21 protein-coding genes are annotated in these 22601 nt (G+C 37.2%); 15 read left to right on the top strand and 6 right to left on the bottom strand.

The window, feature by feature from the left end:
* Positions 1–8: 8 nt before the first annotated feature.
* Positions 9–818, bottom strand: coding sequence for an inositol monophosphatase family protein (locus tag ACYQ0E_RS09165; protein ID WP_460187926.1), 810 nt, complete (start codon positions 816–818; stop codon positions 9–11).
* 250 nt (positions 819–1068) lie between these two features.
* On the opposite strand from ACYQ0E_RS09165, the gene ACYQ0E_RS09160 reads away from it, so the two are divergent.
* The 12 genes from ACYQ0E_RS09160 to ACYQ0E_RS09105 all read left to right on the top strand — a co-directional run bounded on the left by ACYQ0E_RS09160 (position 1069) and on the right by ACYQ0E_RS09105 (position 14754).
* The gene (locus ACYQ0E_RS09160) at positions 1069–1848 is read left to right on the top strand and encodes an RNA methyltransferase (RefSeq protein ID WP_460187925.1); all 780 of its coding nucleotides are present in this window, start codon (positions 1069–1071) and stop codon (positions 1846–1848) included.
* A 152-nt stretch (positions 1849–2000) separates the two neighbouring features.
* Complete coding sequence (gene cysE / locus ACYQ0E_RS09155; RefSeq protein ID WP_460187924.1) at positions 2001–2798, top strand: serine O-acetyltransferase; 798 nt, start codon at positions 2001–2003, stop codon at positions 2796–2798.
* Positions 2799–2914: 116 nt separating this feature from the next.
* Entirely contained in the window at positions 2915–3346 is a 432-nt protein-coding gene (locus tag ACYQ0E_RS09150; protein ID WP_460187923.1) for an Rrf2 family transcriptional regulator, read from the top strand.
* A gap of 14 nt (positions 3347–3360) precedes the next feature.
* Positions 3361–3687 carry a HesB/IscA family protein gene (locus tag ACYQ0E_RS09145; RefSeq protein WP_460187922.1) on the top strand — a complete coding sequence of 109 codons (327 nt, stop codon included), beginning with the start codon at positions 3361–3363 and terminating at the stop codon, positions 3685–3687.
* A 116-nt stretch (positions 3688–3803) separates the two neighbouring features.
* Positions 3804–4226: a nucleoside-diphosphate kinase gene (ndk, locus tag ACYQ0E_RS09140; RefSeq protein ID WP_460187921.1), complete on the top strand. Its 423-nt coding sequence runs from the start codon at positions 3804–3806 to the stop codon at positions 4224–4226.
* A gap of 16 nt (positions 4227–4242) precedes the next feature.
* Positions 4243–5397 carry a dual-specificity RNA methyltransferase RlmN gene (gene rlmN, locus ACYQ0E_RS09135; protein ID WP_460187920.1) on the top strand — a complete coding sequence of 385 codons (1155 nt, stop codon included), beginning with the start codon at positions 4243–4245 and terminating at the stop codon, positions 5395–5397.
* A gap of 17 nt (positions 5398–5414) precedes the next feature.
* Complete coding sequence (locus ACYQ0E_RS09130) at positions 5415–5888, top strand: helix-turn-helix domain-containing protein (protein WP_460187919.1); 474 nt, start codon at positions 5415–5417, stop codon at positions 5886–5888.
* 43 nt (positions 5889–5931) lie between these two features.
* A complete protein-coding gene (hisS, locus tag ACYQ0E_RS09125) occupies positions 5932–7203 on the top strand; it encodes a histidine--tRNA ligase (RefSeq protein WP_460187918.1) in 1272 nt (423 codons plus the stop codon).
* Positions 7204–7265: 62 nt separating this feature from the next.
* Positions 7266–7907: a YfgM family protein gene (locus ACYQ0E_RS09120; protein WP_460187917.1), complete on the top strand. Its 642-nt coding sequence runs from the start codon at positions 7266–7268 to the stop codon at positions 7905–7907.
* A gap of 27 nt (positions 7908–7934) precedes the next feature.
* On the top strand, positions 7935–9200 hold the full coding sequence (bamB, locus tag ACYQ0E_RS09115; RefSeq protein WP_460187916.1) for an outer membrane protein assembly factor BamB: 1266 nt from the start codon (positions 7935–7937) through the stop codon (positions 9198–9200).
* A gap of 90 nt (positions 9201–9290) precedes the next feature.
* Positions 9291–10721, top strand: a complete 1431-nt coding sequence (gene der / locus ACYQ0E_RS09110; protein WP_460187915.1) for a ribosome biogenesis GTPase Der — start codon at positions 9291–9293, stop codon at positions 10719–10721.
* 169 nt (positions 10722–10890) lie between these two features.
* Positions 10891–14754 (top strand): DUF3683 domain-containing protein, encoded by a 3864-nt coding sequence (locus ACYQ0E_RS09105; RefSeq protein ID WP_460187914.1) that lies wholly within the window; start codon positions 10891–10893, stop codon positions 14752–14754.
* A 187-nt stretch (positions 14755–14941) separates the two neighbouring features.
* Here ACYQ0E_RS09105 and ACYQ0E_RS09100 read toward each other — a convergent pair whose 3' ends face one another.
* From ACYQ0E_RS09100 to ACYQ0E_RS09080, 5 genes are all read right to left on the bottom strand, one after another.
* The gene (locus tag ACYQ0E_RS09100) at positions 14942–15247 is read right to left on the bottom strand and encodes a c-type cytochrome (protein WP_460187913.1); all 306 of its coding nucleotides are present in this window, start codon (positions 15245–15247) and stop codon (positions 14942–14944) included.
* A 193-nt stretch (positions 15248–15440) separates the two neighbouring features.
* Entirely contained in the window at positions 15441–15749 is a 309-nt protein-coding gene (locus ACYQ0E_RS09095) for a c-type cytochrome (RefSeq protein WP_460187912.1), read from the bottom strand.
* 588 nt (positions 15750–16337) lie between these two features.
* Positions 16338–17390, bottom strand: coding sequence for a ribosome small subunit-dependent GTPase A (gene rsgA / locus ACYQ0E_RS09090; RefSeq protein ID WP_460187911.1), 1053 nt, complete (start codon positions 17388–17390; stop codon positions 16338–16340).
* Between the two features lie 6 nt (positions 17391–17396).
* Positions 17397–17747: a 4a-hydroxytetrahydrobiopterin dehydratase gene (locus ACYQ0E_RS09085; protein WP_460187910.1), complete on the bottom strand. Its 351-nt coding sequence runs from the start codon at positions 17745–17747 to the stop codon at positions 17397–17399.
* 170 nt (positions 17748–17917) lie between these two features.
* A complete protein-coding gene (locus ACYQ0E_RS09080) occupies positions 17918–19168 on the bottom strand; it encodes a M48 family metallopeptidase (RefSeq protein WP_460187909.1) in 1251 nt (416 codons plus the stop codon).
* A 232-nt stretch (positions 19169–19400) separates the two neighbouring features.
* On the opposite strand from ACYQ0E_RS09080, the gene orn reads away from it, so the two are divergent.
* From orn to ilvN, 3 genes are all read left to right on the top strand, one after another.
* Positions 19401–19955 carry an oligoribonuclease gene (orn, locus tag ACYQ0E_RS09075; protein ID WP_460187908.1) on the top strand — a complete coding sequence of 185 codons (555 nt, stop codon included), beginning with the start codon at positions 19401–19403 and terminating at the stop codon, positions 19953–19955.
* Positions 19956–20268: 313 nt separating this feature from the next.
* Positions 20269–21972 (top strand): acetolactate synthase 3 large subunit, encoded by a 1704-nt coding sequence (locus ACYQ0E_RS09070; RefSeq protein WP_460187907.1) that lies wholly within the window; start codon positions 20269–20271, stop codon positions 21970–21972.
* A 9-nt stretch (positions 21973–21981) separates the two neighbouring features.
* Positions 21982–22473, top strand: coding sequence for an acetolactate synthase small subunit (gene ilvN, locus ACYQ0E_RS09065; RefSeq protein ID WP_460187906.1), 492 nt, complete (start codon positions 21982–21984; stop codon positions 22471–22473).
* Positions 22474–22601: the final 128 nt, after the last annotated feature.

The raw sequence follows: 22601 nt of genomic DNA, 5'->3' as shown, positions 1-22601 counted from the left end.
TTAGGAATTTATTTACGTAAATCTAAAGGTATTGTTTTGGCTAAAGTTTGCGCCATCTCTTTATACAGCTTAGGGTTAGCGGCCAAGATGTTTCCATGTTTTAAAAAGTCATCACCACCTTTAAAATCGGTAGATAACCCACCAGCTTCGGCAACAATTAGTGCGCCGGCCGCAATGTCCCATGGTTTTAAGTTAAACTCCCAATAACCATCTACACGGCCACAAGCCACGTAAGCTAAATCTAACGCAGCTGAACCTGCTCTACGTACTCCAGACGTTGTGGTGATAAACTCTTTTAAACTCGACATGTATGCTTCTAAATAGCTAAAGTCATGGTAAGGAAAGCCGGTAGCAAGTAAAGAGTTATCAAGTGTTTTTTGTTCAGAAACGCGAATACGGCGATTGTTAACAAAAGCACCGCTTCCACGACTCGAAGTAAACATTTCATCACGTACAGGATCATAAATGGCAGCATGTTGAACTTTTCCTTTTACTTCAATAGCAATCGATACTGAGAACTGTGGAAATTGGTGAAGAAAATTGGTTGTACCGTCTAAAGGGTCAATAATCCAACGAGTATCTGATTTTTTACCTTTAGTTTTTGAAGCACCACTTTCTTCGGCAAGAATTTCATGGTCTGGGTAATATTTCTTGATCGTTTGAATAATGGTGTTTTCGGCTTCTTTGTCCACTTCGCTTACGTAATCGTTTTTACCTTTATGTTCAACATTTAGTTGGTCAATTCGGTCAAGATGGTGAAGGATATTTCCTCCCGCTGCTCTGGCTGCTTGAGTGGCAATATTTAGAAGTGGATGCATGCTGTGCCTTTGGTTTTTTATTGGTGATTAATGTTTAAATTGTTATGAACGGGTAGAATACACTTTTATAACAATAAATTTTAATGTAATGAGTCCCTTACACTAAAGAATTTTGGATAAACATAGTTAAGTCACTTTTCGAAAGTACGGTTTATCTAAATTTTTGTCTTAATTTGTATACTTATATTTTGGTTTTCTCATTAAGAAATTCATGACAAAAACTCAATAATATTATAAACGGAAATAAAAAATGATTGAAGACTACCGCCTTGATCCAGGATTGGCAAAAATTAGAATAGTGTTAATAGAAACGTCACACCCTGGAAATATTGGCGGAATAGCGCGAGCCATGAAAAATATGGGGTTAAGCCAGTTAGTGTTAGTTAGTCCAAGGGAGTTTCCTAGTCAAGTTGCATCTGCACGAGCTTCTAGCGCAACAGATGTATTGGATAGTGCCAAGGTAGTGTCCACTTTAGATGAGGCTTTACAAGGAACTAAACTAGTTGTTGGTGCCAGTGCAAGATTACGTAAAGTCTCTTGGCCACAGCTTGATGTAAGAGAAACGGCAAAGCTAACTCTAGAAACAGTCGAAGAGGGCGATGTAGCATTAGTCTTTGGTAGAGAGGATTCTGGTTTAAGCAATGCTGAGATGGATAAATGTCATTATTTGGCACATATTCCAACCAATCCCGCTTATAGCTCTTTAAATATTGGTGCGGCTGTACAAGTTTTTGCCTATGAATGTTTAATGGCTACGCAAATCGAATCGGTTCATAGAAAAGGGTATAAAAATAAGTTGGCGAGTACTGAGCAAATCGAAGGGTTTTATGATCATTTATATCAAGCATTGCAAGATATAGAATTTTTAGATCCAGCAAAAAATGCACGCTTTATGAGACGAATGCGACGTTTATTTAATCGTTCGCAGTTAGATGTTAAGGAAATTGATATTCTTCGAGGAGTGCTAACGGCCGCTCAGAGACAATCCCCTAAATTTTTGGCAAGACATAAAAGCATTGATTTAGAATAAAAATATTTTTACGAATGGATTGGTCGTCATAAAAAAGATTTAAATTCAGACGTTGGTTTTTAAAATTTTGTATGTGTATAAAGTTTATTAAAAGCCCTTTTAGAGATGATTCAATCTAATAATACAGATAAGGTTACAGGAGAGTAGATACCGTGTTTAAAAGATTAAAATCGGACATTAATTGTGTTTTTGACCGAGATCCTGCGGCTCGAAATACTTTTGAGGTTTTAACTACTTACCCTGGTTTGCATGCCATACTTTGGTATCGTTTAGCGCATTGGTTTTGGAAGCAAAATTTAAAATGGTTAGCGCGTTTTATTTCTGGGTTTGCTCGTTGGTTCACGGGGATTGAGATTCACCCAGCGGCCAAAATTGGAGAACGATTTTTTATAGACCACGGGATGGGTGTCGTTATTGGTGAAACCGCCGAGATTGGTAATGATTGTACGCTTTATCATGGTGTTACATTAGGTGGAACATCTTGGCAAAAAGGAAAAAGACATCCTACATTAGGTGATGGGGTTGTTGTGGGTGCTGGTGCAAAAGTTCTAGGGCCTATTGAAATTGGAGATGGTGCTAGGGTGGGTTCAAATGCCGTGGTGATCAAATCTGTTGGTATCGGAGAAACGGTTGTTGGTATTCCTGGACGAATTGTTAATCAAAAGGATGATTCTGTAAAAGCCAAAAGAGCCAAAATGGCTGAAAAAATTGGTTTTGATGCTTATGGTGTTGGGCAAGAAATGGCGGAACCTGTTGAAAAGGCCATATATAGTTTGCTGGACCATATTCAAGCGCAGGATGAAAAAATAGAGAAGTTAGCAAAATCAATTTCAGAAATGGGTGGTGAATCTATTGAGATGAATATGCCTGAATTAGATGATGTTGTTCTAGAGCCGAGTGATCCAGAGCAAGTTGCACATTTAAAGAAAAAACACACAGAAGAGCAATAGTTTTTTGTAAGTGTTAATTAAGTATTAAGATAGGGTAAAATGGCCTGAATAAATCTTGAGTTAAATAGTAGGTTATTATAGAATTCTAATATACTATTTAACTGGATTATATTCTTATGAAGTTAACCTCAAAAGGTCGTTACGCAGTTACAGCGATGATAGACATTGCTTTAAATCAAGAAAAAGGTGCGATTACCTTATCTTTAATCTCTGAAAGACAAGGTATCTCGCTATCTTATCTAGAGCAGCTTTTTGCTAAATTAAAAAAAGCGGAGTTGGTTATTAGTGCTAGAGGTCCTGGTGGTGGTTATCGATTAAGTCGAGCACCCGCAGAGATTTCAATTAGCCAAATTATTCGTGCTGTTGATGAATCTGTAGATGCCCGTAAATGCGGTGGTAAAGAAAACTGTCATGGTGGTGATGAGTGTTTATCCCATGAATTGTGGAGCGAGTTAAGTTCAACAATTGACAGTTTCTTAAAAAGTATTACACTTCAAAATGTAATGGATAAAAAACAATCTAATGTCAAAGAAATTGCATTTGGATGAAATAAGGAAAGAATATGGCTGTAACATTAACTGAATCTGCATCAAATCGTGTTAAAAAAATGATTGATAAAAGAGGTCACGGTATTGGCTTACGTGTAGCAACTAAAGTCAGTGGTTGTGCAGGATTTGCTTATGTTGTGGATTATGCTGATCAAATTGACGTTGATGATTCTGTTTTTGAAAGCTTTGGCACGAAAGTCGTTGTTGATTCTAAAAGCTTAGATAATATTGATGGTATGGAAATTGACTACGTTCAAGAGAGCTTATTAAATGAAGGCTTTGATTTTAGAAATCCAAAGGTTAAAGACAGTTGTGGTTGTGGAGAATCCTTCACGGTATAGTTTTTTCCTGGCGAGAGATTAAAACTGACCCCGGCAATTGACCGGGGTTTTGTTTTTCTGCAGTTTTGGTTAATTGTTGGTAAAATATGCCGATTAAAAATTAAAGGGCATTAGTTATGCAAAAAACATTTTCAATAATTAAACCAGACGCGGTTTCAAGAAACCTAATAGGACAGATTACACAACGATTTGAAGAAAATGGTTTACGTGTTATCGCCTCTAAAATGAAACGCTTAACACTTGACGAAGTTGAAGGATTTTATGAAGAACATAAAGGACGAGAGTTTTATGAGCCTTTAATTCAATATATGACTTCAGCACCAGTGATTGTTCAGGTTTTAGAAGGCGATAATGCTATTGCTAAAAACCGTGAAATCATGGGTACAACAGATCCAAGTAAAGCAGATAAAGGAACTATTCGTTCAGATTTTGCTATATCAGTACGCGAAAACTCTGTACACGGTTCAGATTCGCCAGAAAGCGCAGAGCGCGAGATTGCGTATTTCTTTACAGAAAATGAAATTTGTCCTAGAGACTAAATGGTTGTTAAATTAAATGAATCATAGCGATACCTCTCTTCAAGCTCCCGACGAGATAAAATCAGTGCAAAAAATTGATCTATTAGGTATGGATAGACAAGCAATGGAAGCATTTTTTGTTTCGATTGGTGAAAAACCATTTAGAGCTGGCCAAATCATGAAATGGATACACCAGTTTGGGATAAGTGAATTTGAGGAAATGACAAACCTTAGTAAAGCGCTTAGAGAAAAGCTTGCCAAGGTTGCTCAAGTTAGAACTCCTAAGATTGTTGCGGAACAGTTTTCTGAAGACGGTACGATTAAGTGGTTGCTAGAAATGGATAACCATAACTCAGTTGAAACAGTATTTATTCCAGAAAAAAACCGTGGAACACTTTGTATTTCTTCACAGGTTGGTTGCGCCTTAGAATGTAGTTTTTGTTCTACAGGGCAACAAGGTTTTAACCGTAATTTAGAAAACTGGGAAATTATTGCTCAAATGTGGGTGGCAAATAAAGCCCTAGGTTGTAAGCCAAAAGAAGAGAGACGAATTTCAAATGTGGTGTTTATGGGAATGGGGGAGCCGTTGTTAAACGTTACCCATACTTTTCCAGTGGCACGTATTTTAGTAGATGATTTTGCATATGGTTTATCAAAAAGACGTGTAACAATAAGTACCGCTGGTGTTGTACCGGCCATTGATAAAATTAAAGAAGAAACAGACGTAAGTTTAGCAATTTCTCTTCATGCGCCCAATAACGCTCTTAGAGATGAACTCGTTCCTATTAATCAAAAATATCCTCTTGAACAACTCATGCCAAGTTTGCATAGATACGTAGAGGGAGGGCATAGTAAAAAGCATGTAACGGTTGAATATGTCATGCTTGATAAGATTAATGATCGCGTTGAACATGCTCACCAGCTCGTTAAGTTATTGGGCGATTTACCTTGTAAGGTGAACTTGATTCCCTTTAACCCATTTCCAAATACCGATTACAAACGTTCATCAAACAATGCGATACACAAATTTAGAGCCATACTTGAAGAGGGTGGGTTAAATGTAACGGTGCGTAAAACACGTGGAGATGACATTGATGCCGCGTGTGGACAACTGGCTGGTAAAGTTTCAGATAGAACCAGAAGAACCCAGCATCGAGTTGAATTTGCTGACAACCTCTTAAATAAAGTTTAAATCTAGCGGGATAAGAAATGACGGATACTGTTGAAGAAACAATTAAAACGCAGCCATTACAAGAACTTCTTGTTCAAGCAAGAGAAAAGAAAAATATGGCACTTGCTGAGGCTGCAAAAAAACTTAATTTATCCGTTAAGCAGTTAGAAAAATTTGAAACATCAGACTTAGATTTAAAAAACTTAACGCCATTTGAGCGTGGTTATTTAAGGAATTATGCTTTTTTACTGAATGTTGATATGAAAGAATTTGAAGATCAGTTTCCAGCAGGAATGAGTATTGGTTCAGATCTACAAACAATACATCATGATAAATTTCAAACACGTAAACCATTTAAAATTAGTGGTTGGATAAAGTTATTGTTTATTGTCTTACTTATCGCATTAGTTATTTGGATTGCATCGACTCTTGGTATTGATTTTTCAAAAACGGACATAGGTAAAACACTAGAAAAAGTCACTGAAATTTCACTTCCAAACCCAACAGAATAAACATAAATACTAATAATTTAAAGACACAAGAGATTTATAAATAATGGCAAAACAGATTTCAGCAATCAGAGGCATGAATGATATTTACGATCAAGATGCCTCTGGTTTTGATCACTTAATAAATACCGCTGAAAATACCCTGCAACAATATGGTTATCACTCAATACGTTTGCCAATTGTTGAAAAAACAGAACTGTTTGCACGTTCTATTGGTGAAGTCACTGATATTGTTGAAAAAGAAATGTATACCTTTGAAGACAGAAATGGAGAAAGTTTAACGCTTCGTCCAGAAGGTACTGCAGGTTGTGTGCGAGCTGTTGTACAAAATGGCCTTGCCTACAACCAAATACAAAAACTTTATTATACCGGTCCAATGTTCCGCTATGAACGACCACAACGAGGGCGTTACCGTCAATTTCACCAATTTGGTGTTGAAGTTTTTGGTTTAGCAACAGCAGATATTGATGCTGAGTTAATTGTTTTAACAGCGCGTCTTTGGGAAAAGTTGGGTTTAGAAAACTTAGAACTACAAATTAACTCACTGGGTAGTAAAGAAGCTAGAGCCGCATATCGTGAAATATTGGTTACTTACCTAACGCAATATAAAGATCAGCTAGATGAAGACAGTTTAAGACGTTTAGATTCAAACCCATTGCGTATTCTCGATACTAAAAATCCAGATATGAAAGATATCGTAGAAGGCGCTCCCAAGTTAATTGACCATTTGGATGCTGAATCTAAACAACATTTTGAAACGGTTAAATCGTATCTTGATGACCTAGGGATTGGTTATGTTGTTAATCCAAACTTAGTAAGAGGTTTAGATTATTATAATCGTACTGTTTTTGAATGGGTAACTACCGAACTTGGTGCACAAGGTACCGTTTGTGCCGGTGGTCGTTATGATGGTCTTGTAGAACAAATTGGTGGAAAGTCTGTACCTGCAGTTGGTTTCGCAATGGGAATTGAACGTTTAGTTGCGTTGCTTATTGATAAAGATCTTGTTCCGCAACTTCATCAAGCAGATGTCTTTGTTGTTGCTGTTGGAGAAAAAACTTCAAGACCAGGCCTGGTAATTTCAGAAATGGTAAGAGATGCGTTTCCACAACTTAATGTACAAATGAACTGCGGAGCAGGTAGCTTTAAAAGTCAGTTTAAAAAAGCAGATAAATCGGGTGCAAAATACGCCATAGTTATTGGTGAACAAGAAGTACATGACCAAGTGGTAGCATTAAAGCCATTACGTGTGGAAGCTGAACAACAGATTATTGCTTGGGATGATTTAACTAAACATTTAGGTACAATTTTTAATTAATGGTTTGGTATATTGCCAAATAACAATTTTAATAAGAACGAGTTAAAAAGGGTTTATAACAAATGAGTCGCTACGAAACTGAAGAAGAACAAATCGAAGCATTTAAAAGTTGGTGGAATAAACACGGTACACAGTTACTAACAGCAATTTTAGTTGTTGTATTGGCTTTTTCGGGTTGGCGTTATTGGACAAATTCTAAATATGTAGAATCGGCTAACGCTTCTTCTATGTATGAACTACTACAAGCAAACATGCAACAAGGTACTTTTGGTGACGTATCTCGTGAAGCATTAAAACTGATTCAAGAGCAACCTAAAAGCCCTTATTCAGCTGGTGCGGCATTATTATATGCGACTTATAGTTATGATAAAGGTGATACCGATGAAGCTATTGAACATCTAAAGTGGGTAACCACTCATTCATCAGATTTAGCGTTAAAAGCAACTGCTCATATCCGTTTAGCTCGTATTTATACCGATTTAAAAAAATACGATGAAGCTGACGCTCAGCTTGTAGAGCTAAAAGAATTAGATTTAAAAGGTGCAGCTAAAGGTGATGAAGATTACGTTGCTGGCATGTTGGCACTACAAAAGAATAATATTGATGATGCTTATGCCGCTTTTACAGCCGTTGTACAAAACCCTGAAACTGAAAAAAACCTACTAGGTCTTGCTCAAATTCAGTTAGCTGATTTAGCTAAATAACCCATAAATATTGAGTTGGAATCTAGAATGAAGAAACGTATTACTCTTGCCCTTATGATAATGTCTAGTGTGGGGCTTATTGGTGGTTGTTCAACGGCTGAACCGCTAGTTGAACCTTATATGGCACCTATGGAATCGGATTACTCGTTACATAAAAATTGGCAGGTTAAACTTGAAGCAATGCCTAATCGCGATGCTAAAGGACTCTTCTTTGCAGAAGATCAGCAAAATGTTTATATTGCGACAGAAACAGGTTTTCTTGCTTCTTTAAAGAAAAGTAACACTTCACGTTGGAGTGACCAGGTTAATTGGGAGGTTAAATTTGACTCTCCTATTGTTTCTGGCCCAACACGAGATGGTGATCGTTTATTTATAGGGACTTCTAAAGGGCAACTTATAGCCGTTTCAAGCAAAACGGGTGAATATTTATGGCAAAGTCAGCTTTCAAGTGAAGTAATGAGCCGAGCAGTAATTGCCGATGGCAAAATCTTTACCAGAACGGTTGACGGCAAACTATATGCATTGAATGCAAATGATGGCAGTACTGAATGGGTAGCAGAACATCAAATGCCTAACCTTTCTTTACGCGGTGCTCCACAGGTTATTTATTCTGACGGTAAAGTTTTTATTGGTTGGGAATCTGGTTCTGTTCAAGCCTTGTCAGCTAAATCAGGATCACTATTATGGGAAACACGTGTTGCTGTACCAAGTGGTCGAACTGACTTAGAGCGAATGGTTGATGTGCAATCTAACCTAGTTTTAAAAGATGGTCGTTTATATGTATTAGGTTTTCACGGTAAATTTGCTTCAATCAACCCTGAAACTGGAAACTTTTATTTTGTTAAAGAAGTCTCAGGTTTTAGAAATTTTGTAGTGGATGATAATGCAATTTATTTAGTGGATGAAAATGACGTTTTATATAGTTTCGATTTAGTCAGCGGTGCAACATTGTGGAAACAAAACGCCTTTAAAAACCGTTTAGTAGGTGATTTGTCTTTGGCTGATAATGACCTTTTGGTTGTGGATGGTTGGGGATACTTACACTGGTTAAATAAAGTGCAAGGTATTGAAGTTGCACGTGCAAAACACAGTAATGAATATGGTGACGGTGACAGAATTTTAAGAGTTTATTCAGAAGGTAAAAAAGTTTTTTTACTGGATGATGAAGGGGTGATTACAAGCTATAACGTAACCCCATCAGATTTAAAGCTATTTAAAGAACAGTACGCTAAACAAAATGATAAAGCCACAAAAGTGGCGGCAGAAAAAGATACGGCAGACAAACAGAAGTAAAGTTTCTTGTCTGTACAAAAAATTAAAAACAAAAACAAATCTGGTTGGTATTAAAACAGTCAGATTTTGTTGTTTTAGGTAAAGAGAAAAATGAGTAAACCGGTTATCGCTCTAGTTGGGCGACCAAATGTTGGAAAATCCACACTATTTAATCGCTTAACGCGTTCAAGAGACGCTATTGTAGCCGATTATCCCGGATTAACTCGTGACAGACAATACGGAACAGGTCGTGTCGGAAGTTCACCATATATTGTTGTTGATACAGGTGGTTTAAGTGGAGAAATTGAAGGTGTAGATCCTTTAATGGCCGACCAAGTTAGAGCTGCTTTGGAAGAAGCGGATGCAATTTTATTTTTGGTTGATGGTCGTGAAGGTATTACTCCAGCAGATGAAGGTATTGCCAATTATATAAGACAGTTTGATAAACCTGTGCAAGTCGTGGTTAATAAATCTGAAGGTCGCGATCACACAATGACTACGGCTGATTTTTTTCAACTTGGTTTAGGTGAGCCTTTTGCGATTTCTTCTGCACATGGTGATAACGTTACAGCCACTATTGAAAAAGTGTTATCAACGCTTCCCAAAAAAGATGAAGAAGAAGAGTTTGATTTAGATGAACATCCAGGCGTTCGTGTTGCCGTTGTTGGTCGGCCTAATGTAGGTAAATCAACCTTAATTAACCGCATGATTGGTGAAGAACGTGTTGTAGCATTTGATTTACCGGGTACAACACGAGATAGTATATTTGTTCCATTTGAACGTGATGGTAAACCTTATACATTAATCGATACTGCGGGAATAAGACGTCGTAAAAATATTAAAGAAAAAATTGAAAAGTTTAGTATTGTTAAAGCGATTGAAGCGATGGCTGATTCACATGTCGTTATCTTGGTAATCGATGGTTCTGAAGGTTTGACTGACCAAGATTTAACTTTACTAGGCTTGGCTATTGAATCAGGCCGTGGATTAGTTATTGCTGTTAATAAATGGGATAATTTATCAACGGAACAAAAAGATTGGGTTAAAAACGAATTGAGTTTTCGTATTCAATTTGCAGATTATGCCAAACAACATCTAATTTCTGCACTTCATGGTACTGGTGTTGGCGATTTGTTTAAAACCATCGATGCTGTTCATTTAGCCGCGTTTAAACGTGTTTCAACTTCGGATTTAAACCGTGTATTAGAACAAGCGGTACTTGATCACCAACCGCCTTTAATTTCAGGACGTCGTGTTAAATTACGTTATGCTCATTTAGGTGGATTAAATCCTCCAAGAGTCATTGTTCACGGTACCCAGGTAGATAAGTTACCAGCAGCGTATACAAAATATTTAGTGAATGTCTTTCGTAAAGCGTTTAAATGGGTGGGAACCCCCATTACGGTTGAATATAAGGTCACACAAAACCCATTTGAAGGCCGTAAAAACAAATTGAGTTCAAGGTTATCAGCAAAAACTGAAAAATCTGATATGAAAGCAAAGCTTAAGAAAAAGAAAAAAACTCAAAAACGACGTACTTAAGTTACTTAAATAGGTCGTATATGATTAGGCCGTTTTAATTAGGCCTTTTTTAGTTAAAGTTTAAAAATTAAAATGCGTTAAAACTTATTTTTAAAAAAGGTTTACCAAGTTTTAATTTCAAAACCATCATTTTTACCTTCCCAAAAACATTAAGAGTTGAATAAATACCATGAGTCCAAAACTGACCAAACGTATTCGCGAAATCCCTTACAACTATACCTCATTCTCAGATAAAGAGATTGTGTTAAGGTTTTTAGGGGAAACGTGTTGGTCGACCATAGAATCTTTAAGACAAACACGTAATACAGGGCGTTCTGCTCGTATGTTGTTTGAGGTTTTGGGCGATATGTGGGTCGTTACTCGTAACCCATATATTCAAGACGATTTAATTCAAAACCCTAAGCGTAGAGAAGCCTTAATTCAAGCCCTAAGACACCGTTTAAAAGAAGTTGAAAAACGTCTTAATGGTAATGAAATTGCTGCTGGACTTTTAGAATCTACTGCAAATGCCGTTAAGGAGTTTGCGGAATGGTTTCCTCAGCAAGTACTGCTACGTCATCAAGTTGTAAAACGCCTAAAAAAATGTACTCGAGAAGATAACATTGATTTTGGTGGCCTTGCTAGAGTTTCACACGCTACGGATGCGACTGACTGGCGTGTAGAGTTACCATTGGTTGTGCTTACTCCTGATTCGGAGCAAGAAATCATAGAAATGGTGCAAGCTTGTATTGATTTAGAGCTTACGATTATTCCACGTGGTGGGGGGACGGGTTATACCGGTGGTGCAATTCCATTGCATCAAAATACGGCGGTAATTAATACCGAAAAACTTGAATTTATGAGTTTGGTTGAACAAGTCGAGTTACCATTAATAGGTAAGGTACCAACCATTAGAACTGGTGCAGGGGTTGTTACTCGTCGTGTGTCAGAACAGGCCGAACGATTTGGTTATGTATTTGCAGTAGATCCAACATCGCAAGATGCTTCGACCGTAGGTGGAAATATCTCCATGAATGCGGGTGGTAAAAAAGCGGTGTTATGGGGTACAACCTTAGATAACTTAGCTTCATGGAGAATGGTTACACCAGATGCTAAATGGTTAGAAGTAGAACGTATTAACCATAATTTAGGTAAGTTACAAGATCAAAAAACCGTTATTTTTGAGATTCGCCGTTATGAAAAAGATGGCCAAACTCAAATTGGTGAAACGGAACGTTTAGAGATACCAGGTTCAGGTTTTAGACAAGCTGGATTAGGTAAAGATGTAACCGATAAGTTTTTGAGTGGTCTTCCAGGTATTCAAAAAGAGGGGTGTGATGGGTTAATCACCTCTAGCCGTTTTATTGTTCACCGTATGCCAAGCCATATTCGTACAGTTTGTTTAGAGTTTTTTGGTACAGACCTTAGTTTAGCTGTTCCAGCGATTGTTGAAATCCTTGATTATGTTGAATCTAAGAAAAAAGAAGGCATTTTAATTGCCGGCCTTGAGCATTTAGATGATCGCTATATTAAAGCGGTTAAATATAATACAAAAGCAAGCCGTAAAGAATTGCCTAAAATGTTATTACTGGCAGATATTTGTGGTGAAAACGGTTTTGAAGTTGCCAATACTTGTACAGAAATTGTAGCGTTGGCTAATAAGCGTAATGCAGAAGGTTTTATTGCCGTCAGTGACGAAGCACGTAAACGTTTTTGGTTAGATCGTTCTCGTACAGCGGCTATTTCAGCGCACACAAATGCCTTTAAAATCAATGAAGATGTGGTTATTCCACTAGACAGGCTGAATGAATACAATATTGAAATTGAAAAAATCAATATTGAAATGTCGATTAAAAATAAGATTGATATTCTTAACGCCTACATTGAATATTTTGAAGGGGATATTCCTGAATTTAGTCAAGCTGATGATTTTGAAGATATTTCTGGGCCTTCTAACTATTTTAGAGGCAAAGTGGATGAAACGCTTGCGCATTTTAAAACCGTTAAAGCTCGTTGGTTAGGTAAGTTAGAACATTTGCACTCACCAGCAAAAGATTGCCTAGATTTGTTACCCGTTGAGTTTCACGAAAATGTACGAGATGGCGATACGTTATCGAGCCTATTTTTACGTCGTGAAACCGTATTGTCATACCGTAAAGAGGTTAAAGAGTTTTTAACTCAGACTTTCTTAGGGCATGATTTTGAGGCACTGCATAAACGCCTAGATAAAATTCATACTGATATTCGTACTACTCGATTATTTGTGGCGTTACATATGCATGCGGGTGACGGTAATATTCATACAAATATACCTGTGCACTCGGGTAATTATGAGATGGTGCATTTAGCTGAAACTTTAGTGGATCGTATTATGGAAATCTCTCATCGATTAGGTGGGGTTATTTCTGGTGAGCATGGAATAGGGTTAACTAAATTTCAATATTTAGAAAAGTCTAAAATTGAAGCTTTTGTTAAGTATAAAGAAGAAGTAGATCCAAATGGCCACTTTAATAAAGGTAAATTATTACCAGGTTCAAGTTTAGATAATGCCTATACACCATCGCTAAGTTTAGTGAATCAAGAAGCCATAATATTAGAGGCATTTGAACTTGACGCACTGAATAATGATATTAAAGATTGTTTGCGTTGTGGTAAGTGTAAACCTGTTTGTCAGACACATATTCCACGAGCTAATTTGCTGTATTCACCACGTAATAAAATATTGGCAACGGGCCAGATGATTGAAGCCTTTATGTATGAAGAGCAAACACGCCGAGGTATTTCATTGCAGCACTTTGATGCCATGAATGATGTTGCAGACCATTGTACGACTTGTCATCACTGTGAAGCACCTTGTCCTGTGAATATTGATTTTGGTGATGTCACAATTCGTATGAGAAATATTCTGACTAAGATGGGTAAAAAGCGTTCATCGTTTACCGTTAAGTTGGCACTATTTTTCTTAAATACTAAAAACCCTTTAACCATTAAAATGTTAAGAAAAGCAATGATTGGCTGGAGTGCAAACTTTATCACTTTAGGTTATAAAGTCGCTAAAACATTTGGTTTTTTAGGAAAATCAGGGGATATTCCAGCACAATCAACAACCATCGCTCCAGTTCAGCAGCAAGTGATTAACTTTGTGCGTAAGCCATTAAACACGGGGCCTAATCAGTCCACTATGCGCGGTTTATTAGGTTTAGAAGAATCAAATATGGTGCCGATTATTAGTAATCCTAAAAAAGTAGATGATGACTCAGAAGCGGTATTTTATTTTCCGGGTTGTGGTTCAGAACGCCTATTTAGCGACATCGGTTTAGCAACGATTTCAATGCTTTCTGAAACAGGAGCGCAAACCGTGTTACCTCCTGGCTACTTATGCTGTGGTTATCCACAAACAGCAGCAGGTCAGGCGGATAAAGGCGCGCAAATTACAGCAGAAAACCGAGCCTTATTCCACCGTGTTGCCAATACACTTAACTATTTGGATATAAAGACGGTCATTGTTTCTTGCGGTACTTGTATGGATCAATTATTAAAATACGAGTTTGAACTTATTTTCCCTGGTTGTCGTTTGTTAGATATTCATGAATACTTGGTTGAAAAAGGTATGTCAGTAAACTCATCAAATGGTGTTAAGTATCTTTATCACGCGCCTTGTCATGATCCAATGAAAAAAATGGATGGTACAACCGTAGCCAAAGATTTGCTTAAAACTGAAGAAGTGCTTTTTTCTGATCGTTGTTGTAGTGAGGCGGGGACTTTAGCGACAGCCAGACCAGATATTTCTGAGCAGCTTCGTTTTAGAAAATCGATTGAGTTAACGAATGGTATTAACGAACTAACAGGGCATGATAAATCAATTGGTGGTGAGGTTAAGCTTCTAACGTCATGTCCTGCTTGCCAGCAAGGTTTAAATCGTTATGAGGATGAAACAGGTCTTAAAACGGATTATATTGTTGTAGAGCTTGCTAAAAACCTTTACGGCGATGATTGGAAAAAGCAATTTATTGAAAGACTTGAGCATGAAGGCGTTGAAAAGGTACTGCTTTAAATAGAGTGGTATTAGCGTTAATAGCTTAAAATTGAAAACTAAAAAAGGCACATCAATTGATGTGCCTTTTTTTGGTTAATTTTATTGTTTAAATATCTAAATAAAGCAATTTACCAGGCCTGGTAAATTAATAGTGGCCTGTTTTTAAGCGTTATAAAACAAGTTTTAAAACAATATATAACGCTGTTTATTTAGCTACTTGAGAAGAGTAGTATCCAGCTAATTCTTTAATTTCAGAATCAGATAAACCTTTGGCAAAGGTAGACATGGTTGCGTCTTTGCGGAAGCCATCACGGAAGTCTTTAAGCGCTTTTTCTAAATAAGCCGCATGTTGACCAGCAAGTTTAGGAAAGTTAGGTACTACACTATTACCTTGGTCTCCGTGACAACCAATACACATTGCTGCCTTAGCAGGAGCTGCTGGATCGGCCGCTTGTGCATTTGCAGAAAGAAGTAAACCTGTTGATAAGGTTGCAATAATTAATTTTTTCATATTGATTCTCTTTTTTATAATAATGTTTATACACAATAAGTTAATTTATAGCGATAGTGATATTAAATCAAGTTTTCTGCTCTAAAGATTGTGTTTTCGTCTTATGAAGTACTTGTTTCAAGAATTTTAGGTATAAAAAAACCGCCTAAGGTTTTCACCAAGAGGCGGTTTATATACGTGAACACTATAAAAATTATAGAGTACCAACGTATGCAGCAACGTTTTCCATGTCAGCTTCAGAAAGGCCAGCAGCCATTGGAGCCATCATTGAAGTCATTGGACCGATTTGTTCACCAGCTTTATAAGCGTGTAGCTTAGAGATGATTTCAGTTGCAGGAAGTCCTGCAAGTTTAGGTCCAACACCACCTTCAGCAGCGGCACCGTGACAACCAACGCAAGTAGCGAAAGTAGCTTGACCAGCAGCTGCATCACCAGCAGCTTGAGCCGCTGCACCAAAAGAAACTAAACCAGCCGCAGCTAATGCAATTAATGTATTTTTCATAGGGTACTCTCCTAAAAGCACTAAAATAAAAGTTCGGGTTTTCACCCTGGGTGCAATTACAAACCAAAAGAGGGGGTTAGTCAAGATAAGAAGAGTTGAGTAATCCTTAATATTTAAGGGATTTGCTTAATCTTTTAATCTTAAATGATATTGAATTAGGTATCAAATTGTTTCGTAATATTGGTGTTAGATACCAGGCCTGGTAAAAACATATTCTTTTTTATTTTAAAATTATCTTTATATCATGTACTTAGCTGTTTTTATGCTTTGTTGGTTTTTTTTAATAAATCATAATGTCTATTTTGCCTTACTCACTGATTAGCTTTAGCTATAATGAAAACTTAATAGAGATAAATAAATTTTTTTTGTGGGTAACTCATGTTTTTTATACGTTTATGGATTGTTGCAATCGTTCTAACCTTAATAAGTTGGTTTTTATTAAAGTTAATTAGAAAGCCTATGCACATAGGTTTAGTGTTTTTGTTTTGGGTTGCCGTTATTTTTGTAAGCACAGGTTTGTTGTATGCTGTGTCAGTTTGGTTTGTTTCAAATTAATTGAAGTGCAAAGGTAAAGCTGAAAATTAACAATTAAAATGAACTGTTTTCAGATTCTGCTTCTTTAAATTCTTCTAACAGTCGTTGAAAACTTTGATAACGACTTAATGCAATTTCATCATTATCCACTGCTTGTTTAATGGCACAATTAGGTTCTATTGAATGGGTGCAATTATTGTATTTACATTGTCCCAAAAAGGGCGCAAAGTCAGGGTAATAACTTTCAAGTTCAGCAAGTGAGCAAGGTGTAGGGCTAAACTGTCTTACACCCGGTGAATCAATTAAATTCCCGCTACTTCGTCGTTGAGATTGTCCTGATTCTGCTTCAGTTTGAGGCAGGTGATACAAAATACTGTTAGTTGTGGTGTGTTTACCTAAACCAGTGGCTTGCGATAGTTGACCAACACGAATCTCTAAATCTGGAATTAAGGCATTAATTAATGAGGATTTACCAGCACCAGAAGGTCCTACAAACACACTGTTTTTATCCGCCATAAAGTCTTGCAATGTTTGCAGGCCTTCTTGAGATATTGTTGACGCAGGTATTAGTTCAATATTCATCGCATCGTACGGTTCTAATAACTCAGCAATGGCTTCCCAGTCTTCATCCGACTCTAATAAATCGACCTTATTAATAATGATAATAGCGGGTATGTCTAATTGTTGCGCGGCAATCAAATAACGGTCAATCATGTCAGGATGAATACCGGGTACAACAGGCATAACAATACCAATAAAATCAATATTAGCGGCAATCATGCGAGTTTGCCCTCTAAAACCTGGTCTGCTTAATTCATGTGTTCTTGGTTGTACTTTAACCACAACCCCTTTATTTGCTTCAATGTCGGTTTGCCAAATGACCTGATCTCCCGCCACTAACTTGCCTAAGTGTTGGCGAATAGCACAAGTGTATTGTTCGCCTTTACTGTTTTCGATGAGCACACGTTTGCCAAAACTGGTAATTACCAGGCCTGGTTGTTCTTCTCCCAGTGAACTATTGTCAGTTGTGGATTGGGTAAGCGTTTGAGTGCTATTTTTTTTAAGCACTCGGCGTTTTTGTTGATGGGTCAGCTTGCGTTTGGCCATGTTGTTTTAGTCTAACAAGGCATTAATTTTGGCGGCCATAATCATATCATTCATGGTTAGGCCTTTCGCTGAGTGTGTGGTTAAGCTGATTTTACAACTGTTGTAATCAAAACAAATTTTAGGGTGATGATCTTCTTTGTTTGCCAGCCAGGTGACGGCATTTACAAAAGCAATGGTTTGATGGTAGTTTTTAAACTGAAAAGTTTTTTCAATACTGGCATAGTTAAGCGGTGCATCCCAACCAGTTAAAACACTTAAATTACTCTCAATGGTTGGAATAATAATGGGTTTACTGCCTTTAGGCATGTCTACGCAGTGTTGATTTAATAGTTCTTGATTTAGTGGTGTATTGCTCATGGTGTAAATCCTAAAATAATAATTTTGTAACTATAAGAGCTTTGCACGAGTGATGAATGAAGCAAATACTCAGCTACAAAGGTCTTAAATATGTTTATTCTGTTTAGTTAATATAGGTTTAATACAGCTTTATTCAACCCTAATTTTTAATAACCTAGATTCGCAACGCTTTATTTTTTAGCCAATGCTTTTAAATGGTCAATTCTAATTTTAGCGGGTGGATGACTGTCGTGATAAGCCGAAAACAGTGGATCAGGCGTTAAAGTGTTAGCATTATCACGGTACATTTTTAATAAGGCAGAAATTAAATATTCTGCACCCACGTGTTGCGCGGCAAATGCATCGGCTTCAAATTCATGTTTACGGCTTTTCATGGCACCAATTGGCCCCATAAAAAAGAACATAACTGGTATGGCGGTCATAAATAACAATAGCGCAATGGCTGGCGATTGATCTTGCATACCCAGGCCTGTATAAAATTGAGGCAACTGAATTAACCAACCTAATAAAGCCAAACCAATTAAGCTGTAAACAGTACCTTCAATTAAACGTTTGCGAATATGTCCGTGTTTAAAATGCCCAAGTTCGTGTGCAAGTACCGCTTCGACTTCTTCTGGTGTTAAGGTTTCAAGTAAGGTGTCAAAAAACACAATGCGTTTGTTTTTACCCATGCCTGTAAAGTAAGCGTTACCGTGGCCTGATCGTGACGAGCCATCCATTACAAAAATGCCATTAGATTCAAATCCAGTACGCTCAAGTAGATTATTAATACGCGTTTTCATTTCTTCATCTTCAAGCGGGGTAAATTTATTGAAGATTGGCGCAATCCATTTAGGGTAAGCCCACATAATAATTAACTGAAAGGCCATCCAAACTACCCAAGTATAAAACCACCACGCTTGGTGAATGAAATTCGTCATTATGCTCAAAATGACCCAAACCAAAGGTAAACCTAAGGCCAATATAAGAACCCATTGTTTTAATAAGTCCGTAATAAATTTAAACGGGGTGGTTTTATTAAACCCAAAATCGGCTTCTATTTTAAACGTGCTTAAAATGCTAAATGGTAAGTGAAGTATAGATAATACCCATAAAGTTGAAAGTAAAAAAGCCACTTCCATCCATTGTGTTTCTAAACCACTATTAAGCCATAAAGAATAAATTTGCTGAAAACCACCGCCTAATGTCATAAACCACAAAATAGCGGCATCATAAAAAAGCCCTAAACGGCCAAGTTGTAATTTTGCACGGCTATAATCAGCCGCTTTTTGGTGGGCTTCTAAGCTGACTACCTCAGAAAAATCGTCAGGAACCTGATTACGATTTTTTCCAATAAAAAACTGATTTTTGATATTTAACCAAACTTCAATAATTAAATTTAAAGAGAGTGCGACTAAGAATAAAGGGGTAATCCAATTCATACAAAACCTGTTTTGTTATTTTATTTATTACAAAGACCTTTAATTAAATTTATGCAAAGGTCGCTTGTATTTGAGCATAGCGGTGTTTTCTGTAGAAATTCTACGTTAATATAGTGGCATATTGTATGTTAAGACAGGTTTTCACGATAGGTGTTGATAACAAAAGCGCATTAAAAAGTCATGTTATGAATAGTTTTCATCGTTGTGAACAAAATAAATAAGAGAATATGTTGTGAAGTCAGATAAAAATTTAATTTGGATTGATCTTGAAATGACAGGCTTGCAGCCTACTGAACATAAAATCATTGAAATAGCGACCGTTGTAACGGATAGCGAATTAAATGTATTAGCAGAGGGCCCTGTTTTAGCGATTAAAACCGATCAAGTTGAATTAGATAAAATGGATGAATGGTGTACAACGCATCATGGTAATTCTGGGTTAACAAGCCGAGTTCAGCAAAGCCAAGTGACTATGCAACAGGCTGAAGCGCAAACGATTGAATTTTTAAAAAAATATGTACCCGCTGGTAAATCGCCCATGTGTGGTAATAGCATCTGCCAAGATCGTCGTTTTATGGTTGAGCAAATGCCTGATTTAGAAGCGTTTTTTCATTATCGAAACTTAGACGTAAGTACGTTAAAAGAGTTGGCAAAACGTTGGGCGCCAAAAGTGTATCAATCACATCAAAAAAAGGGTGCGCATTTGGCTTTGGCAGATATTTTAGAGTCTATCGATGAGCTTAATCACTATCGTAAATTGATGTTTATGGAGAAGTATCAAAACTAAAAATTAACGATGAATCTAAATTAATTTATGACTTCTGAGGTAGCCTTATAAATACTTATAATCATGAGTCATAACTTAAATTCTTACCCTGTTCTATTAAACCGTTAAGAAAGCCTTAAAATTCAAGCCAATTTATCGATAAAAAGCTCTCTTTAGGTTCTAAAATTATAAAAAATCTTATATAATTCCCTCCTTATCACTTTTAAAAATTCGTGATGAATTTAACTAATTTTTATTCGTTTTTATTTCTGGTGTTTCCGTTATAGGAAATTACATCAAAAAAGGAACGTTTTATTACTAAGAGGACGATGTTGTGGAAATGACTGGTGCCCAAATCTTCGTAAATTATCTAGAAGACGAGGGAGTAGAGCATATATGGGGTTATCCAGGTGGGGCCGTTTTGCCTATCTACGATGCCCTTGATACGGACGCTAAAAATTTAAATCACATTTTAGTGCGTCACGAACAAGCTGCGGTGCATGCTGCAGATGGCTATGCGCGCTCTACAGGTAAACCAGGAGTGGTACTTGTAACGTCTGGACCTGGCGCAACAAATGCGGTAACAGGGATAGCAACAGCTTATATGGATTCTATTCCATTGATATGTATTACAGGCCAGGTGCCAACCGCACTGATTGGTTTAGATGCATTCCAAGAGATTGATACTGTTGGTATTACAAGACCTATCGTAAAACACAACTTCTTAGTTAAGGATGTTAATGATCTTGCTGATACGCTCAAAAAAGCGTTTTATTTAGCAACAACAGGCCGACCTGGCCCTGTTGTGATTGATATTCCTAAAGATATTCAAAACGCCAAAAGCTCTTATGTGTATCCACAAGAAGTTGATATGCGCTCCTACATGCCTGTAACAAAGGGCCATAGTGGACAAATTAAGAAAGCGGTAGAAATGATGCTTTCGGCTAAGCGACCAATTTTATATACCGGTGGAGGTGTTGTTTTAGGTAATGCTTCGGCAGAACTTACTGAACTAACGCATAAATTAGGCTTTCCTATTACCCAAACATTAATGGGGTTAGGGGCTTTTCCAGCGTCAGATAAACAGTCTGTTGGTATGTTGGGTATGCACGGAACTTACGAAGCTAACCTTGCCATGCATAATAGTGATCTTATTATTGCTATTGGTTCACGTTTTGATGACCGCGTAACAGGAAACCTTGAAAAGTTTTGCCCTGATGCAAAAATCATTCATGTAGATATTGACCCAGCGTCCATATCTAAAAATGTATTGGTGGATATTCCAATCGTTGGGCCTGTTACACAAGTTCTAACTGAAATGAATGCTATTTTAGATAAAACAGAACTAAAATCAGATGCAGAAGCGCTAGCTGATTGGTGGACTCAAATTGAAGAGTGGCGTGCAACAAAATGTTTACGTTACGACACAATGGGGCCAAAAATTAAACCACAAGCGGCTGTTGAGTCTGTTTGGCGTGCAACAAAAGGTGATGCCTTTGTGGCTTCTGACGTAGGTCAGCACCAAATGTATGCGGCTCAATACTATCCGTTTGATAAGCCTCGTCGTTGGCTAAACTCTGGTGGGTTAGGCACAATGGGCTTTGGTTTACCTGCGGCAATGGGTGCACAAATGGCACATCCAGAATCAACGGTAGTTTGTGTAACGGGTGAAGGTTCTATCCAAATGAATATTCAAGAACTTTCTACTTGTCTACAATACGGATTACCTGTAAAAATTATCTGTTTAAATAATGGATTCTTAGGCATGGTTCGCCAATGGCAAGAGTTCTTTTATGAGCGACGTTACTCCATGTCGTATATGGAATCATTACCTGACTTTGTTAAATTAGCAGAATCTTATGGTCATGTAGGTATGCGAATTGAAGATCCAAAAAAACTGGACGCTCAATTAGAAGAAGTTTTCTCGGAAAAATACAAAGACCGATTGGTGTTTGTTGACATATTAACCGATCAACAAGAAAACGTTTACCCAATGATTCCTGCCGGCGCAGGCCTTAATGAAATGATTTTGGTATAGGGGCTGACGATGAAACATATTATTTCAATGTTAATAGAAAATGAATCAGGTGCACTTTCACGTGTATCAGGGTTGTTTTCAGCTCGTGGCTATAACATTCATGCATTAACCGTAGCGCCAACTGAAGACGACTCATTATCACGTTTAACTTTGGTAACGAGTGGCACATCAGCTCAAGTAGAGCAGATTGTTAAACACTTAAACCGACTTATTGATGTGGTTAAAGTATTAGATTTAACAGAAGGAACGCACATTGAGCGTGAACTGATGTTAATCAAACTGTCTGCAACAGGTGATATGCGTGAAGAATATAAGCGTTTAGCTGATATTTTTAGAGGTGATATTATTGATGTCACTTCAACGACTTATACCGTGCAAATGGTTGGTGAATCTAGAAAGTTAGATGCATTTATTGACGCGATTGATCCCGTTCTGATTCTTGAAACAGTACGTTCAGGAACGGTTGGTGTTATGCGCGGAGAAAAATGTTTACACATCTAATTAAGTCATTGATAATGCCCACATAAACATGAGGGTGTTATTTACAACGTGTAAACAAACCCAATTTAAATATTAATTTAGTAACAACGAATGCCTTGTAAGCCAAGGTACTCATTAAAAGTAAGGAT

The sequence above is a fragment of the Thiomicrorhabdus hydrogeniphila genome, from assembly GCF_054656895.1.
The sequence above is the reverse complement of the archived record's forward strand: the minus strand, read 5'-3'. Positions and strand labels throughout refer to the sequence as shown.